This window comes from Pseudomonas sp. NPDC098747 (genome assembly GCF_044760045.1).
In the GTDB taxonomy this organism is placed as follows: Bacteria; Pseudomonadota; Gammaproteobacteria; order Pseudomonadales; family Pseudomonadaceae; genus Aquipseudomonas.
Window position 1 is genome coordinate 55,768 of record NZ_JBIWAL010000029.1, and the last position, 17,115, is coordinate 72,882.

The window sequence follows — 17,115 nt, forward strand, 5'->3', positions numbered from 1 at the left end:
ACCTCATGCGTATGCAAATGTGTGTGCTCGCGCTGGCGTGCAGCGTCGGTCTGGCTCAGGCCAAAGGTAACGATCCGACGCCGCTGGGCAAGACGTTGACACCGATGGGCTCGGAAATGGCCGCCAACGCCGACGGCTCTGTTCCGGCATGGAGCGGTGGTTTGCCGAGCACCGCCGGCACCGTCGACAGCAAGGGCAGTTACAGCGATCCGTATGCGGCGGATAAACCGCTGTTCACCGTCACCGCGCAGAATCTGGCGCAATACCAGAAGTTTCTCAGCCCCGGGCAAATCGCCTTGTTCAAGCGCTACCCGGACAGCTATAAAATGAACATTTACCCCAGCCATCGCAGCGCCAATCTGCCCAGGCAGGTGCTGGATCAAAGCCGCGCCAATGTCGCCAAAACCAGCCTGGCCGATGGCGGCAACGGCTTGCACGATTACGCCCGCGGCATTCCGTTCCCACTGCCCACCGAAGGGCTGGAGGTGATGTGGAACCACATGACCCGCTATCGCGGCGGCAGTTACGAACGCATCAGCAGCTCGGCACTGGTGCGCGAAAACGGCGCCACCAGTTATGTGCGCAACCAGTCGCTGATCAACTTTGCCGACACGGTGTCCGGGCTTGAGCCGAACGCCAACACGCTGTTCCTGTTCAAGAGTCGCGTGCTGGAGCCGGCGCGGTTGTCCGGCGAAGCGGTGCTGGTGCACGAGCCGATCGACCAGGTCGCCGAACCGCGCTCAGCCTGGCAATACCTGCCGGGCCAGCGTCGTGTGCGCCGCGCGCCGATGATCGCCTATGACAACAGTGCGCGTTACAGCAACGGCCTGATCACCGCCGACAACATCGACGGCTACAACGGCGCGCCGGATCGTTTCGACTGGAAACTGATCGGCAAACAAGAACTGTTCATCCCCTATAACAGCTACAAGATCGGTAGCCATGCGCTCAAATACGACGAGGTGATCAAGCCCAACCACATCAATCAGGATCTGGCGCGTTATGAAAAACACCGGGTGTGGGTGGTGGAAGCCACGCTCAAGCCGAGTGCCCGGCACATTTACGCCAAACGCCGTTTTTATGTGGATGAAGACAGTTGGCAGATCGCTCAGGCGGATCAGTACGACAGCCGTGGCGAGCTGTGGCGCAGTGGTGAGTTGCACGCAATTCAACAGTACGACCATGGCTTTACCTACAACGTGCTGGAGACTTCCTATGACTTGATCGCCGGGCGTTATTACGCCGGTGGGCTGGCCAACGAAGAGACCCAGCCGATGCGGGTTGGGTTTGCGGCGAAGACTGACGATTACACGCCGTCGGATCTGCGGCGCTGGGCCAAGTAACCACCACAACCGATGACATCGCCACCTTAGGGTGGGCGATGTCTGGACGATCATCTTGCCCCTGAGCTGCCGAAGGCTGCGATCTTTTGATCTTTACGGCGTAACGATATTGAACTGCGGCCCAAATGTATCCAGGCTACCCATCAACTCACCCAACTTCTTGCCGTTACCCTGCAACTTGATCAACCCTTTCTGCATGGCCGTCGGGAAGTCCAGTTGCTTGAGGCTGATCTTCTCCAGCGTGTCCTTGCTCAGGCTGACACTGGCATCCGCCGCAGGATTCAGACCTGCACGATGCGTCAGCACGCCATTGCGCAAGGTCAGGTTGAAGTCCTTTTGCTGATCCTCGAACGTCCAGTTCAGCGTCAGGTCATGGCCGACCGCTTTGTCGCTGTCCAGGCGCACTGCCAGAAAATCAAAGAACATCTCCGGGCTCATCGCCCGCACCATGTCCACCGACACCGAAGTCCCGGCATGCGGCGGCACGCCGCTGCGCAGCTCCATTGCACCGGTCAGGTACATGTTGCGCCAGGTGGCGTTTTCGCTTTGATAACCCATTTGCTCCAGTGTCTCGGCCTGGGCCTTTTTTGCGTCGGCGTTGTCCGGTTCGGCGAACACCAACTGATTGCCCAACTGCGCCGCCCACCGATAGTCACCGCTGGCCATGGCTTTGCGCATTTTCTCCAGTACCGCAGCGCCGCCGCCCATGGCCTCGACCGTGCGTTTGGCGGTATCCACTGGCGGTAGCGGATTGAGGTTGGCCGGGTTGCCGTCATAGAAACCCATGTAGCGCTGATACACCGCGCGAACGTTGAAACTCAGCGAGCCGTAATAACTGCGGGTGTACCACTTCTGGTCCAGCGAGCCCGGCAGCTTCTTGACCGCGTCGGCGATTTCCAGCGGTGTCAGACCTTTATTGAGCAGGTGCAGCGTGCGGTCGTTGAGGAACGCGTACATGTCGCGCTGATCGGCGAGCAACGTGCGGATCCGCTCGCCACCCCATGTCGGCCAGTTGTGCTGGGCGAACAGCACGTCGGCCTTGTCGCCGTAACGCACCAGGCTGGCGTCCAGATATTGCGACCAGGCCTTGGCGTCGCGCACCTGGGCGCCGCGCGGCGTGAGCACGTTGTGCATCATTTGCGTGGCATTTTCCGCCATGCACAGGGCTTTCAGTTCCGGCAGATACAGGTTCATCTCGGCTGGCGCTTCGGTGCCCGGCGTCAGTTGAAACTCAACCTGCACACCGGCGATGGTGCGGGTTTCCAGTTCCTTGGTGATCAGGTCGGTGGGTGGAATCAGCGTGATAGTGCCGCCACTGGGCGTGCTTTTGCCCAAGCCAGCGTCGACCTGACCCTTCTCACCGCGCGGCAGCAAACTGCCGAACTGGTACTGCGCACGGCGGCTCATGGCGTTGCCGGCGTAGACGTTCTCGCTCATCACGTGTTCCATGAACCCGACCGGGGCGAACACCTTGACCTTGCCGGCCTTGACGTCGGCCTCGTCGATCACACCGCGCACGCCGCCGAAATGGTCGGCGTGAGTGTGGCTGTAGATCACCGCCACCACCGGTTTGTGCGGACGGTTCGCGTAATAGAGGTCGAGCGCAGCCTTGGCGGTTTCGGCCATGGTCAGCGGGTCGATGATGATCAGCCCGTCGTCGCCTTCAATGATGGTCATGTTGGCCAGATCGAGGCCGCGCACCTGATACAGCTTCGGGCTGACTTCGAACAGGCCGGCATGGGCGCTGAGTTGAGCAAGCCGCCACAGGCTCGGATTGACCGATTCCGGCGCCTGATCCTTGGCGAGGAAGTCGTAGGCGGGCAGATCCCAAATGACCTTGCCGGCGGCGTCCTTGATCTGGCCCTTGAAAGGCGCGATCAGGCCTTTGCTGACCGACTCGAAATCGGTGCGATCACTGAACGGTAATTGTTGCAGGACGGCGGCGTTGCCGGCGGCGGTCTGGGCGCTGGCGGCAACCGGTGCATCGGCGGCGATCACGGTTTGACTCAGACACGCGGTAATCAGGCAGGCTAGCAGGCCACGGGGGCTCAAAGTGAAACGGGGCATGGTTTCTCCAATTGTTATCGTTATGGCTGGACCAGTGTCGGAGGGTAGGGCGCGGCTCCGGCACGGCGATGATCACCAGCGGACAAAAACCATTCAGCACCGCTATCCTTGGCTCACGTCCATCGATCAGGTTTGCCCATGCTTGAGGTCCGCAACGTCTTCAAAAACTACGCCACTCCCCAAGGCCCGTTGCCGGTGCTGCAAGGTGTCGATCTGACGCTGGAACCTGGCAGCAGCCTGGCGCTGATGGGCGAATCCGGCAGTGGCAAAAGCACCTTGCTGCACCTGATCGCCGGTCTCGACAAGGTCGACAGCGGCAGCATTCGCAGCGGCGAGCATCGGCTCGAAAGCATGAACGAAGCGCAACTGGCCAACTGGCGCCGCACGGAAATCGGTCTGGTGTTCCAGCAATTCAACCTGATCGGCAGTTTGCGCGTCGAAGACAATCTGGCGTTTCAGGCGCGCCTGGCCGGGCGCCACGACCCGCGTTGGCAAGCGCATCTGGTGCAGCGCCTGGGCCTTGCTGATTTGCTCAAGCGTTATCCCGAGCAACTTTCGGGCGGCCAACAGCAGCGGGTAGCGTTGGGCCGGGCGCTGGCCTCGCAGCCGAAACTGCTGCTGGCGGATGAGCCAACCGGCAGCCTCGATGAAGCGACCAGTGATGAAGTGCTGCGATTGTTGCTGGAACTGCTCGACGACACGCCGACGACGTTGCTGATGGTCACTCACAGCCCTCGGGTGGCGGCGCGGTTGGCGCAGCGGGTGGTGCTGTCCAGCGGACGTTTGACGTGATCGTCCTCGGGCAAACCCTGCGTGCGCTGCTCAGCCATTGGCGGCGGCACCCGGTGCAGTTTTTCAGTGTGCTGACCGGATTGTGGCTGGCCACCAGCCTGCTGACCGGCGTCGAGGCGCTGAACAGTCAGGCTCGCGACAGTTACGCTCGCGCCAGCCAATTGATCGGCGGCGAACCACAGGCCAGCCTGAGTACGCCGAACGGTGCGACGTTCCCCCAACAATGGTTCATTGACTTGCGGCGCCAGGGCTGGCCGGTGTCGCCGCTGTTGCAGGGGCGCTTGAGCCTCAAGGATCACGACAATCAACGGCTGCAACTGATGGGCATCGAACCGGTGTCGCTGCCAGCGGATTCCGCTGTGGCCGGGCAGGCCATGCCGATCGAGCGCGTCGTCGAATTCTTCACGCCGCCGGGCAGTACGTGGATTTCCCCGGAAACCTTGCAGGCCCTGAACCTGCGCGAAGGCGCTACGCCGTACACGCTCAGTGGCCAGATGTTGCCGCCGCTGCTGGCGCAAAAGGGCATGGCGCCGGGCGTATTATTGGTTGACATCGGCGTCGCGCAAACCCTGCTCGAACAACCCGGACAACTCTCGCGTTTGCTGTTGCCCAAGGATTTTCACGGTGAGTTGCCGGCCGCGTTCGAAGGCCAATTGCAGCTCAAAAGCAGTGGCGAGGAAAACAATCTGGCGCGCCTGACCGAGAGCTTCCACCTCAATCTTGATGCCTTGGGTTTTCTCTCGTTTATCGTCGGTTTGTTCATCGTGCATGCGGCCATCGGCCTCGCTCTGGAGCAACGGCGCGGCTTGCTGCGCACCTTGCGCGCCTGTGGGGTCAGTGCGCGGATGTTGATCGCTTGTCTGATCGTTGAGTTGGGCGTGCTGGCGCTGATCGGCGGAGTGTTCGGCGTGATCAGCGGGTATTGGCTGGCCAGTGTGCTGCTGCCGGATGTCGCCGCCAGCCTGCGCGGTTTGTACGGTGCGGAAGTGGCGGGGCAGTTGCGTCTGAGCCCTTGGTGGTGGTTCAGCGGGATCGGTTTGAGCCTGCTCGGCGCCTTGCTGGCCGGCGCCAACAGCCTGCTTCGCGCAGCCCGTTTGCCGCTGCTGGCGGTGGCGGACCCGCAAGCCTGGCATCAACAATATGCGCGCTGGTTGCGGCGCCAAGGCTGGTTGGCCTTGGTGTTGGGCGTAATTGCGCTGGTGGCGTTGATTTGGGGCGACAGCCTGGCCAGCGGTTTTGTGCTGATGGCGGGGTTGTTGCTCGGCGCCGCGCTGGCCTTGCCGGTACTGCTGAGTGGGGTGCTGAATCAACTGCTAGGGCACAGTCGTTCGGTGCTCGGCCAATGGTTTCTCGCCGACTGCCGTCAACAATTGCCGGCACTGAGCCTGGCGCTGATGGCGTTGCTCTTGGCGCTTGCGGCCAACATTGGCGCTGGCAGCATGACCGCCGGTTTTCGCCAGACCTTCAACGACTGGCTCGAACAACGACTGAGCGCCGAGCTCTACATCAACCCGAGCAACCCGGCTCAGGCTCGCGAGATGTCCAGCTGGCTTAAGCAGCAGCCACTGGTAACGGCGGTGCTGCCCAACTGGCAAGTCTCGGTCACGTTGCAAGGCTGGCCGGCGGATGTCTACGGGGTGATCGATCACCCGTATTATCGTCAGCACTGGCCGCTGCTCGATGCCAGCAGCGGCGATCCGTGGGCGCATCTGGCAACGGACGATGCGGTGATGCTCAGCGAGCAACTCGCGCGGCGCCTGCATGTGCGCGCCGGCGATCGCCTGACGATTCCTGCCCCGAATGGCGCGTGGTCACCGCGCATCGTTGGCATTTACGCTGATTACGGCAATCCCAAGGGCCACGTGCTGGTCAATAGCAACCATCTGCTGCGCGGCTGGCCACAGTTGACGCCGAACCGTTTCAATCTGCGCATCGACCCGCAGAATATTCCGGGATTCTTGAGTGCATTGCAGGCGCATTTTCAGCTTGATGACAGCCGTATCGTCGATCAGGCGAGGCTCAAGGGCTGGTCGGTTCAAGTGTTCGAACGCACCTTTGCTGCCACGGCGGCGTTGAACAGCCTGACGCTGGCGGTGGCGGGCGTGGCGCTGTTTATCAGCCTGTTGACCCAGAGCCAAAGCCGTCTCGGCCAACTCGCGCCGCTGTGGGCACTGGGCGTGACACGGCGCCAATTGATGCTGCTCAACCTCGGTCAGACCTGGCTGCTGGCGGTGCTGACGTTGGTGTTGGCGTTGCCGCTGGGGATCGCGCTGGCGTGGTGTCTGGATGCGGTGATCAACGTGCAGGCGTTTGGCTGGCGTCTGCCGTTGCGAGTGTTCCCTTGGCAGTTGTTGCAACTGATGGGGTTGGCGCTGCTGGCAACATTGCTCGCGTCGGCGTGGCCGTTGTATTCGCTGTACCGCAAGCAACCGGCGGATCTGCTGAGGACGTTTGCCCATGAGGATTAACTTCGTTGTGCTGATGGTTCTGCTGTTGCTCGGCGGCTGCGATCAGTCGGTGCCTGAGCAAAAGGGCTTCGCCGGGATGGGCGATCAGGCGCAGGCATTTGCGCCGGTGGTGCCGGGCCGGGTGTTCAGCTTTCCGGCGGATCACGGCGCCCATGAGGGTTTTCGTATCGAGTGGTGGTACGTCACCGCCAATCTCAAGGATCAACAGGGCAATGATTTCGGTGTGCAATGGACGCTGTTTCGCAGCGCCCTCAAACCGGTGCCGGAGCAGGCAGGTTGGGGCAGTCAAACGATCTGGCTGGGGCATGCTGCAGTAACTTCGGCGACAGCGCATCATGCTGCGGAGCGTTACGCCCGTGGCGGCGTCGGTCAGGCAGGCGTGCGTTTGGCGCCGTTCGAGGCGTGGATCGATGATTGGCAGTTCAGCAGTCAGGCGGTTGATCCTCTGAGTGACCTGCAACTCAGTGCTCGCGATAGATCATTCGCCTATCAACTCCATCTCACGTCCAGCCGTCCGTTGGTATTGCAGGGCGACAAGGGTTTCAGCCAGAAATCCGAACAAGGGCAGGCGTCGTATTACTACAGCCAGCCGTTTTTCCAGGCCAGCGGCACGTTGCAAATCGATGGCCAGACCTACACCGTCAGCGGCCCGGCGTGGCTCGACCGCGAGTGGAGCAGCCAGCCGCTGACCGCCAGCCAGACCGGATGGGACTGGTTCTCCCTGCATCTGGACAGCGGCGAACACCTGATGCTTTACCGCATGCGCCAGAAGGAGGGCACGCCGTACCTGACCGGCACTTGGATCGGCCCCGATGGCCAGACGCAAACGCTGCGTAGCGAGCAGATCAAACTCGTCCCGCAAGACACTGCTAAGGTCGCCGGCCGCGCGATGCCGGTGCGCTGGTCGATCAGCATCCCAGACAAACACCTCGACATCAGCGTCTCGGCGCTCAACCCCAACGCGTGGATGAATCTGCGCATTCCCTACTGGGAAGGCCCGGTGCGGGTTAGCGGTAGTCACGGCGGCAGGGGTTACCTGGAAATGACCGGTTATTGATGCAAATCCCTCCTCTACAAAAGTATTACCTGTCGGTCGCCCGCGAACTCGACAAACCAAAGCCAAGCCCTGAACAGCGTCTATGCTCAGTGACACACCCCACGTCTGAAATGATTCCGGCGTCGGGTGCTGCCACTCATTGACAGGGAAAGTACGCTTATGAAGTTTCATGCACTGGCAAAGTCCATCACTCTCGCAACGCTGCTGTCCGCCTCAAGCCTTACTGCATTTGCCGCCGACATACCGCTGTCCGCAACTGTCGAAGCCGATAGAGTCACCACCAAGGTGTTGGCGGTTGATGCCGACAAACACCAGGTTGTCCTGGAAGGTGCTGAAGGCAAGCAGGTTCACGTACAGCTCACGGAGAAGGCGAAAAACCTCGCCAATCTCAAGGTCGGCGATCAAGTGACGGTGGAGGTGACGCGCTCCGTTGCCGCCTACCTCGATACCGATGTGGATAAAGGTCTGCCTGGCTCCACCGAGCGAACCGGTGAATTACGTAATGCTCCGGGTAGCAGCAACCCCGGCGGTGAAGCATACCGCCAGGTTCAGGTACAACTGAAAATCACCAAAATTGATTTGAATAAAAACCAGGTGACCCTGCAAAACCCTGCCGGCGTATCGAAAACCCTAACCGTCGAACGGCCAGAAATCCAAGACAAACTGAAAAACCTCAAAGTCGGGCAGAGCGTTGTTGTCACTTACACCGATGTATTAAAAGTGACCAGTCAGCACGAAAGTTGAGTTAAATTCTACAAAGTGGCTGCTCTTGTACAGTCTGTGTATTAGAGTAGTCACACTATTAGTTGGTTGTGTGTTTTCTGAAAGTTTCGTGAAAGGTTCGTGAGAGATTCATCGATAAATATCTATTAACTTTTTCGTACATAAATTTTACATTTAAGAATGGCGACATATCCGCCAACTTCAATTAAAATCCTCCGCGTTCGCCCAGTGTCAGGGCTCTTTACCGGTGCATGGATTGCCAGGCCATTACACTGGGCGAACACCTCCATCGGAGCGGATGTATACAATTTCAGATAAAAAAAGGGTGACTTTTAAAGTCACCCTCTTTTTATTGCGGTGGGTTAAATCGATGTTTGTATCTCGGGTTTGCTTCGTTGTCCCTGAAAACGCTTGATTGTTGCCTGGTACATTTTCGTCCGCCGGTGATTTTCCCCGTAGGTGCCCGCCGCTGCGACCGTTCCTGCCTGGATGTGATCGAGATAACGGAAAATCTTGCGCGGCGACAGCAGCTTGATGCCGTATCCAAGGCTCACCATTCGATCCTGCAGCGTGTAACCGGGTACGCGATCATCCATGCAAAAGTGCAGACCTTGCGACTTCATCAATCGCGCATTCCACAAGGTGCAGAAACTCTTCAGGTGAGTTTCCTTATAAGGTCTTGGCGGCTTGGATTTCAAACCCAGACGAACTTTTGCCTGGCGAACATAATGCTTGCAAAAGCGTGAAGTTAAACGCCAGGTATCCCGCACAACCCCCCGATTGATTTGCTCGACACAACCGACAGCCGCGATGTCCGAACTTTTTTTGCACTCACGCAGCATCATCGCAAACACTTCTTTGTCATAGACGAAGGTGTCGGTGTGCAGCAAAAACAAATAATCGGTTTCAACCTTTTCCAGCGCCAGATCAAGTGCCTTGCCGTGGGCAATATGGCCCGCTTCTTTGCACGGAGAAGGCCGCTCGATCAAGTTGATCCAGTCGAGCGAACGCAAGTAATCCAGACTTTCATCCGCTGAATCGTTGTCCACCACCCACACTGGAATGCGCTGTTCCTGGACGTGCTGATGCAATAACTCCAGGCACATCCGCGTAATGTCCGGGGTTTTGTAATTGACCAGGACAAGGCTGAAGTTCGGCTGTGGTTGGGTTGGTAGATCAAACGCACTCATAACAGAAAGGCTCATCCGCGGGTCAATGACGACAGGGTTTATGAGCCGGGAGGGTAGCGAGCCAACCTTAGGCGAAGCTTAATTTGCGGGTCTGGCAGCGCTTCAAAATGTGTCGAAGTGAGTCGAGGAAAAAGCTGACGTATTGGCTTGGCGTGCTCGGATTAAAGGCTAGAATGCCCGCCCAATTCACGATTCAAGGAAGAAGCGGCGATCGCCGTTGCGTCACGGATGAAACCACTTTCCCTCTACCACCCGGCCTTGTACTGGCTGCGCGTGTGGCAAAAAAGACTGTTCCGGCACATCGCCTGGCACTGCTCCAGCAGGCGTTACGCACGGATTTTGACTTCGGTAGAGCGTCTGCCATTTCGCTATCTCAAACACACCTCGAAACTGATCCGTAAACTCGGCGACTCCGACCTCGCCCTGCAACACAACAAAGTCATCAACCTCAAACTTGCCGTGACCGCCATCGACGGCGTGACCATCGCACCTGGCGAACACTTCTCCTTCTGCCGCCTCGTCGGCCGCCCAACGCGTAAACGTGGCTACGTTGAAGGGATGGAATTGTCCTTCGGTGAGGCCCGCTCCGGCATCGGTGGCGGCATCTGCCAACTGAGTAACCTGATCCACTGGATGGCCATTCACTCACCGCTGGTGGTAGTTGAGCGCTCCAATCACAGCTTCGATCCGTTTCCGGATGAGGGGCGAGTACTGCCCTTCGGCTCCGGGGCAGCGATTTTCTATAACTACGTTGATCTGGTGCTGCATAACCCGACAGATCGGTGTTTTCAGTTGAAGTTGAATGTCGGGGAGACGCAACTGGAGGGGGAGTTGTTGTGTGATCAGGTGCGGGCGTATCGGTATCACGTGTTTCAGGAAGGGCATCGGTTTGTGCGCGAGGGCGAGCGGGTGTATCGGGAGAATGAGATTTGGCGGGAAGTGAGGGAGAAGGGGCAGGTGGGGGCATTGGTGATGCGGGAGAGGCTTTATCGCAACCGTGTGGTGGTCAAGTATGCGGTGGCGGACGAGTTGATCGGGTAGGGCGCGCGCAAATACACTTCGCTGAGCACGGCGCGCCGGATCTGATCAGTTTCTGAAATAGAGCTCGTCGAGCTGGCGTCTGCGTATCGACAGATACTCATCCCATACCTTGGCAAAATCCTCATCCTTGGTCAGCGGAAAGGTCAGATAGATGTATCTTCCGACAACACTGATGTATTGCCGCGCACGTTTGAAGGCCGGCTGCTCGAAAAGCGCGACGCTCTCATCGTAGGTGTCATGGTGATGACGGATGCTCACTCGGTGCGGGGCGATCATGCTCCGCGCAAAATCGATTACCCAGCAATTATCAACGGCTGTGCTCAAGTATCCGTAAACACCATCGCTCGATAGGCGAATGCAAGAATTGGCCTGGGTACCGTCTTCATCGTTGACCAAAACAATCTGGTCGGCGAAATACTGGATCGTCCTGTTATCCGGTCCTTGCAGGAGCAAGCTCCAACCTTCTGCACCCATGTGGAATTCACCGTTGTTTTCGAAGATGGCGGTCCAGCCGTTTTCCAGAGTGATCAGACGTTTATCCATGGGAATTCCATTTTTCAATGCTTCGAGGTCAAAGCATTTCAAGTTCAATGGTGCAACCAAGGCTCCGCAGTCTCTGAAGCTCCTGGTCGAACGAGTACTTCGTAGTGCCAGCGTTTTCCTTGTCGTAGGATACCCGGAGCAGCCTGAACAGCACGCCAGCTTTCTTTCGGCTGGCTTCACCAAGAGCGGCGGTCAGGTCGTAACCTGCCGCGGATAGAAACGGATTCTTCTTCCTCAGGACGTAATAGGCCCTCAGGTTCGATAGCAATCCGTCCGAGTCGATGTAGTTTTCCTCGAGGCTTTGAACGTACTCCTCAAAGAGCCGGGTCAGTTGTACTTGCGCTGAGTCCTGGTGCCTCAACGCGGCACACATCCCTTGCCAGTTGTTTATGTGCAAGTGCTCGCCCCAGTCACAGCCTCTGGCGAAGTAGACCCCGTTGCCTTTGAAGAAGTCAGGGATTTCATGTTGGTCTAAAGCGTTTTGGAAGGTGGCCGTCACTGGCGTACTCATGTCTTGTCCTTGAGTAATGGCGGACGGCTCACCCTTAAGCCATTTCCTGTACTGGTTGCTCGGCCAGTTCTGTCTCACGCTTGGTGATGGCCAATTCCAACTCAGGGGAGCGTTTGGCCCAATGCTCGGGAGGAAGGGGTTTGGACCATTCGACGATGGCGGGATCAGTCAGATCAGGTGGGGGTGCGAGTTTCCAAACCTGAAGCATCATGGCCAGAGGCGTTCCCAGAAGAAAAATGGATACAAACAGCCACAGTGCTTGGCCAAACTCTTTGGCTATCAGGTGGTCACGAATACCCGTAAAGAAACCGTACCAGATACCCCAGAATGTGCCTTTTCTTCCAAGTTTTCCGCGAATGCCCTCTAGGTCATTTCCTTGTGGAGTAGCGTCCGGTCCAACTTCCATAAAACTGCGCATGCACTCCCAAAGGCTCATGGCCGTTTCGCCGCCGCCGCAACTGAACCCCAGACTGAAGTCGCGCTCTTTCTCGGGGGCATTGATATCTGGATTACGAAAGCCAACAACCAATAATCCTTGAGTTGTTTTGCCATGTTGGCCGACGGAGTCCATCGCTACAGCTTGGGCGGTGACCTGTTCCCAAGGCACGATCCAGTAGCGGCCATCTTCGAATGGGACACAGACTTCGCGCCGTTGGCGGTTGAAGCGAATAGGAGGTGGTACTGGGCTGATCAAGCCTTTGAAGACTAGAAGAATTGGAAGGCCAACGATAAATAACGAAAGCGCTAATGCACCTCCAAAATATCCTTCAGAAGAACTCTCATGCTGCACAAACCAAATACTCATAAGCAGCACTGGCCAAATAACCATGACGGCAGAGCCAATGCTGTAGGAGCCAATATCAAGAAACACGTCGTTCTTGCGCCAAATGCTGTTAAGCACATCTTTGGGTGTTTGCCCCGTCGGGATTGCTGGTGGTGCCAGATAGTCCTCTCGTGAGAGCAATCCTTTGCGAGTGCCGGTTGCGGCTGAGGTCATGCCTTATCCTTGGGGGTCAGGTAGTTAGAGTTCTGTTGTGGGCCAAGACGGTGAACGCTGGCCCGATCTAGCTCGGGAGTTGGCTCGCCCGATCGCAGGGTGATGATTTCACCATCCGGACTCAGTAAGCCGCCATTGGGCGATAGTGTGTACGCGAGGCCTTTAGTGCCGCCGATGGTAGCACCGTCACCGGCCAGCAGTGCCACGGGACTGAGGTAACATACGCGCAAGGACAAGCGAGTAAGTGGCTGCGAGAAGCTGCCGGTAAGGCGCAAGCCCTGGCCGGCATCGGCGGAAATCCAAGTGCACTGGCTGGCATTCAGCCAAGTAGCACCCAGGTCGGTGGGCGTACCTCGAGTACCGGTACCGAACCCCGCCGAGACTGGGGTAGGATTGCCGCTCATGGATAAATCGATTTGTGCCGCTCCTGGTGCAGCACCCGGCAAGTCAATGCTTAACTGGCTAATGGCGTCCTGGGTGATTGTGTCGCCCAGAACCCCGCTGATACGAACTTCTCGAGTCTCCATCGACACTCTCGGCTGATACAACAACATCATCAGTTCGTTGATTTCGTCCAGTTGTGCCTGAGGCTCGATAGCCTTATTGGTATTTGCACGGCGATGGGACCAGCAGCAATTCGCCAAATAATTCTGCAACGGACTGGCTTGGCGGAGCCAGGCGAACAGGTAAAGACCCCCGAGTGCCAACAACAAGAAATTCATTGGCCCCATCCCAAGGCGAAAGCGTTTTATGGCCACTGGAGTTGAAATTTGATTTGATAGCCGCATCCCCGTTAGTCCAAGCCCTAGAAGTGCTTGCGCTCCATACACGGCAACCTGCCCGGCAACGGCCAATTGTTTGATTTTAAGCCACGGATCGATATTGCTTTGAGCACTCTCTATTTGAATTTGAAGCGACTTGAATTCTTTATAGGCTGCCGCAGCGGATAGCCATCCAACAACTCCACTGAACAGAGTGAGCGTTGGAGCCGTTGCAGAAAGCCCCAGAGGCAGTCGACCGGTTATGTCCTTTACTCCTTTCCCCAAAAGCATCCAATTCTGAATCACCGCCCCCAACGCCGCCCCTGCATATAAATACGCAGAAAGAGAGTCCGCCTGACGCTGCTCATCGCTGCCTTCCAGCGCCCCCGCCTGTCCGGCATAGGTGCCGGCGTTGAGAATGTTGACCACCAGCGCCGCCAGCGGCAGCAGGCCACCCGAGGCTTTGATCGAGGGGGCGTTGACGATGCCGTTGACGCGACCGAGGCTGATGGCCTGAGCGGTGCTGCGGGTCCATTGGCTGAGGGCTTCAGCGTTCTGGCCGACCAAGCGCCAGACCTTGATACCGTTCTCTACGCCCTGCACAAGGCGGGTGTTATCGCCGAGGCGGATGACCAGGAATAATCCCATTGCCATTGCCGTGCCTTTGCTTGCATGAATCAAAGACGCGCCGAGGCGGGTCATGGTCGCCGTCCAGGCGCCTTCCAGATTACTCGCCAACCGCTCGATATTGCGTAGGGTGTCAGTGTCCAGAATCTTGATTGCGGCTGCGCGGGAGTCGGCGAGGTTTTCCAGACTGAGCGCCGTGACCAGTTCGTTGAGGCGCGAGGTATTGTTTACCGCCGCTTCCAGGCTCGGACTCCACGCCTGGAACACCAGACGCAGCAAACCGGGGTCATCGCTACTCACGTAGTCGGCAAACTGTTTGGCGCCTTCGCTACGGCTGCACTGAGCGCTGAGGCAAGCGATCGTCAGGCTTTCCAGCCACTTGAGGTGTTCTTCGCTGCTCTGGTCGACAAACCACGTGCCGCTGTCGTTGCGTGGCAGGTAGGTTTTGCGATCGGCGTACAGCAATTGATGGCGTTCTTCGACCTGTTTGAAGTGCTGCGGCGCCTCCTGATCCAGCCAATGGTCCATGCTCGCCAAGTCGATGTATTCACCAACTTTGGTTCCGCCGCCACCTTCCAGATTGCTGGTTTTTTCCTGGCGATAATCTCGCACGACTTGTTGCGCTTCCTGATGCAGCTCGCTCGGGATGAAGCTGCGTACCTTGTTCAGTACGGCCTCTTCACGGGATCGAACCTGAGCCAACAGGCCATCCGCTTGGGCATGCCCATACTGTCGGCCGCGTTGTTGGTTGATGCGTGTTTCTTCCAGCATCAGGGTGTTCAGCTGCTTCTGACTGTCGATCAGGGTGTCGCCCTGTTCCGGTGTCAGTTGCAGGTTGTGTTCGCGATACCGGTAGTTGAGCAGATTGGCAACTTCGCCACCGTCTTCGGTGACCATGTTGCGGATAAAGCTGCCGATGGTCTGGCGCAAGCTATTGTCGGCTACCCACTCTTCGTGTTCTGCCTCGACCTTGTTCTGTTCGTGGTCGATATCTCGCAACACCCCCAGATCATCATCCAGCGCAGCAAACACAGCATACAGCGGAGCTGACTCGCTCTTGGCTTTGTCCAGCCAGGCTTGCGTAGGTGCCAGTTCCCATGGGCTGGCGCTCCAATTCCCAGGCTCGACCACGGGCTCGCCCGGTGGTTGCGTGCCGGCCGCCTGTTCGCGTTCGCGCAGAGATTCCGAGCTGGCGGAATAGGCTTTGATGTTGTCTTGAGTAGGCGCGGCTTGCGCTGTTTTTCGTTGTTCTTTCACGCCTTCGCGGTCAGTCGCGCCGTTCTTTTGATGTTCATGTGCGAGGGTTTTTTCGCGAACTTTCGGCATGAGTTCGGCGACAAGTGTCGGGGCTTTTTCGAGCGGCGGGCAGTGTTTGGCCGACAGGCGTTTGGCGACGTCGGTGAGGGCGATCTGACGCATACGCTTGCGTCGTTCACCGTTCTTTTTCAGGCGCTCGCAGGCGTCTTTGCCCAATGGTACTTCGCTGTAGAGCATCCACACGTCGGTGCTTTTGTTCAACGCGATTCCGGCGTTTTCACCGGTCGTCAGAGCAGAGTGGGGTTTCGTCAGCGGTTGTTCAACCAGCAAACCATCAGACGCGACGGCGTAGCGTTTGAGGGGGCCTTCGGCATGCCATAGATAGACGTAACCCGCGCGCAAGCGGCGCAAGGCCATCGGGTGGCTTTTGGTTGGGCTGGAAGGCGCGAAATCGGCGTGTTCGGCAGCCTGTTCGGCCATTGCGTAGCGGCTGGGAACCACGAAGATTTCGGGTTGGCGCGCAGGGCAGGTGGTAGCCGGGCTGGACAACTCTTCGTCGCCGAACTGGCATTGCGCTGCCTGATCGGCAGCGGCCAGGCTGCGGTTTTTATCGAGTGGTGCGGTGGTCATGCAATGGACTCCTTGTCAGTCAGCAGCCAATGGCGATGCAGTTCTACCAACAAGGCGTCCAGGCGTTGTGTGGCGTTAAGCGTTGGTTGTTGCAGGATCTCGCGGTAGGCCTGATGGTCGGGCGCTTGCGGAAACGCCGTGCCGTGCTCGGCAACCAGAGCAGACCAGCGCACCACTTCTTTTGGCGCAGAGTATCCGTGGCTGGCGGCGCCTTCACGGCAGAGCACCGCCCATTGCTGCTGTTCAGCAGTCGAGCGCTGGGCCAGGCAGTCGGGAAAGTAGGTGTGGACGTGCTCCAGCAACTGCTGATCGAAGGTTTCCAGCTTGCCTTGATTGAGCTGTTGCAACTGCTGATCATCCAGATACAACCATGGCCGTTCGGCATATTGCTCGGCGTTTTGGTGGCGTTGATCGCGCACGATCCACTGTTCTCCTTGACCATCGCGCCCGGGCAGACGCACTCGGCTGACCGGGCCCATCATGCGATCTTTTTCGCCCGGGATCAGAGTCGGCAGCCAATGGCGCATGACGCGCGGATCGTAGTAGCGAAACAGCAACGTCACCTCGCCAGTTACTCGAGCGTGAATAAGGCTGCGCAGGTGTTCAGCCAGTTGCGGCAAGGGCGCGTCGCTTTCAATTAGCAGGCCGGCATCATGTTGCCAATGCTCAGTAAAGGCTTGTTCAAGGGCGCCATTGTTGCGCAGGAGAACCAGCGCTGGACCGACATCAAACACCTCTTTGTAGGGCGTGGCGTGATAGAGCCATTCGATAGTTGGATTGTCGTCTAGGCTGTACAAACGGGTCGGCAGGTTTTCGATCTTTGCTCCATCCAGAAGCAGATAACGCGTGGCACCGGGGATCATTTCATCGCCTTCAGTTGTTGGCATATCTCGCAGACTGGCTGAGCCGTTGTGGCTGCTCGTTGCAGGGTTTGACGCAAGGCGGGCACCAGCAACTGCCCAGCCTTATCCGCATCCGCCTGCTTCAACGGCCCCGGCAACAACGGCGCCGCGCCCGTGCCGCTACCCGGTCCACCGCCCGAGTTCATGTTGATCACCGGGCCGCTCATGGTCACGCCGCTCGCATCAATCTTGATGAAGCTGCCACC

Annotated in this window: 13 protein-coding genes and 1 pseudogene; 6 read left to right on the forward strand and 8 right to left on the reverse strand. The window is 58.2% G+C overall.

The features are described from left to right. Positions 1–5 precede the first annotated feature (5 nt). Positions 6–1,343 (forward strand): DUF1329 domain-containing protein, encoded by a 1,338-nt coding sequence (locus ACIQVE_RS18175; protein ID WP_402810681.1) that lies wholly within the window; start codon positions 6–8, stop codon positions 1,341–1,343. A gap of 93 nt (positions 1,344–1,436) precedes the next feature. On the opposite strand, the gene ACIQVE_RS18180 is transcribed toward ACIQVE_RS18175, so the two are convergent. After that, positions 1,437–3,410, reverse strand: a complete 1,974-nt coding sequence (locus ACIQVE_RS18180) for an alkyl/aryl-sulfatase (RefSeq protein WP_402810683.1) — start codon at positions 3,408–3,410, stop codon at positions 1,437–1,439. A gap of 138 nt (positions 3,411–3,548) precedes the next feature. Here ACIQVE_RS18180 and ACIQVE_RS18185 point away from each other — a divergent pair, with 138 nt between their 5' ends. The 4 genes from ACIQVE_RS18185 to ACIQVE_RS18200 all read left to right on the forward strand — a co-directional run bounded on the left by ACIQVE_RS18185 (position 3,549) and on the right by ACIQVE_RS18200 (position 8,471). Beyond that, positions 3,549–4,202 (forward strand): ABC transporter ATP-binding protein, encoded by a 654-nt coding sequence (locus tag ACIQVE_RS18185; protein WP_402810685.1) that lies wholly within the window; start codon positions 3,549–3,551, stop codon positions 4,200–4,202. Then, positions 4,199–6,670 (forward strand): FtsX-like permease family protein, encoded by a 2,472-nt coding sequence (locus ACIQVE_RS18190; protein WP_402810687.1) that lies wholly within the window; start codon positions 4,199–4,201, stop codon positions 6,668–6,670. The genes ACIQVE_RS18185 and ACIQVE_RS18190 overlap by 4 nt, the downstream gene beginning before the upstream one ends. Next, complete coding sequence (locus ACIQVE_RS18195) at positions 6,660–7,727, forward strand: lipocalin-like domain-containing protein (protein ID WP_402810688.1); 1,068 nt, start codon at positions 6,660–6,662, stop codon at positions 7,725–7,727. The genes ACIQVE_RS18190 and ACIQVE_RS18195 overlap by 11 nt, the downstream gene beginning before the upstream one ends. Before the next feature lie 159 nt (positions 7,728–7,886). After that, positions 7,887–8,471: a hypothetical protein gene (locus ACIQVE_RS18200; protein WP_402810690.1), complete on the forward strand. Its 585-nt coding sequence runs from the start codon at positions 7,887–7,889 to the stop codon at positions 8,469–8,471. Between the two features lie 341 nt (positions 8,472–8,812). Here the strand turns inward: ACIQVE_RS18200 and ACIQVE_RS18205 are convergent, their stop codons facing one another. Next, complete coding sequence (locus ACIQVE_RS18205) at positions 8,813–9,640, reverse strand: glycosyltransferase family 2 protein (RefSeq protein ID WP_402810692.1); 828 nt, start codon at positions 9,638–9,640, stop codon at positions 8,813–8,815. Positions 9,641–9,868: 228 nt separating this feature from the next. On the opposite strand from ACIQVE_RS18205, the gene ACIQVE_RS18210 reads away from it, so the two are divergent. Continuing rightward, complete coding sequence (locus ACIQVE_RS18210) at positions 9,869–10,681, forward strand: VanW family protein (protein WP_402810694.1); 813 nt, start codon at positions 9,869–9,871, stop codon at positions 10,679–10,681. Between the two features lie 45 nt (positions 10,682–10,726). Here ACIQVE_RS18210 and ACIQVE_RS18215 read toward each other — a convergent pair whose 3' ends face one another. The 6 genes and pseudogenes from ACIQVE_RS18215 to ACIQVE_RS18240 all read right to left on the reverse strand — a co-directional run. Then, positions 10,727–11,224, reverse strand: coding sequence for a hypothetical protein (locus ACIQVE_RS18215; protein WP_402810696.1), 498 nt, complete (start codon positions 11,222–11,224; stop codon positions 10,727–10,729). Between the two features lie 28 nt (positions 11,225–11,252). Continuing rightward, a complete protein-coding gene (locus ACIQVE_RS18220; protein ID WP_402810697.1) occupies positions 11,253–11,735 on the reverse strand; it encodes a hypothetical protein in 483 nt (160 codons plus the stop codon). Positions 11,736–11,769: 34 nt separating this feature from the next. Beyond that, the gene (locus tag ACIQVE_RS18225) at positions 11,770–12,732 is read right to left on the reverse strand and encodes a hypothetical protein (protein ID WP_402810699.1); all 963 of its coding nucleotides are present in this window, start codon (positions 12,730–12,732) and stop codon (positions 11,770–11,772) included. Next, on the reverse strand, positions 12,729–16,007 hold the full coding sequence (locus ACIQVE_RS18230; RefSeq protein WP_402810701.1) for a toxin VasX: 3,279 nt from the start codon (positions 16,005–16,007) through the stop codon (positions 12,729–12,731). The genes ACIQVE_RS18225 and ACIQVE_RS18230 overlap by 4 nt, the downstream gene beginning before the upstream one ends. Further along, a complete protein-coding gene (locus tag ACIQVE_RS18235) occupies positions 16,004–16,870 on the reverse strand; it encodes a DUF4123 domain-containing protein (RefSeq protein ID WP_402810703.1) in 867 nt (288 codons plus the stop codon). The genes ACIQVE_RS18230 and ACIQVE_RS18235 overlap by 4 nt, the downstream gene beginning before the upstream one ends. Beyond that, positions 16,867–17,115, reverse strand: a pseudogene (locus tag ACIQVE_RS18240) (type VI secretion system tip protein VgrG); the annotation flags it as partial. The pseudogene ACIQVE_RS18240 and the gene ACIQVE_RS18235, both read right to left, overlap by 4 nt.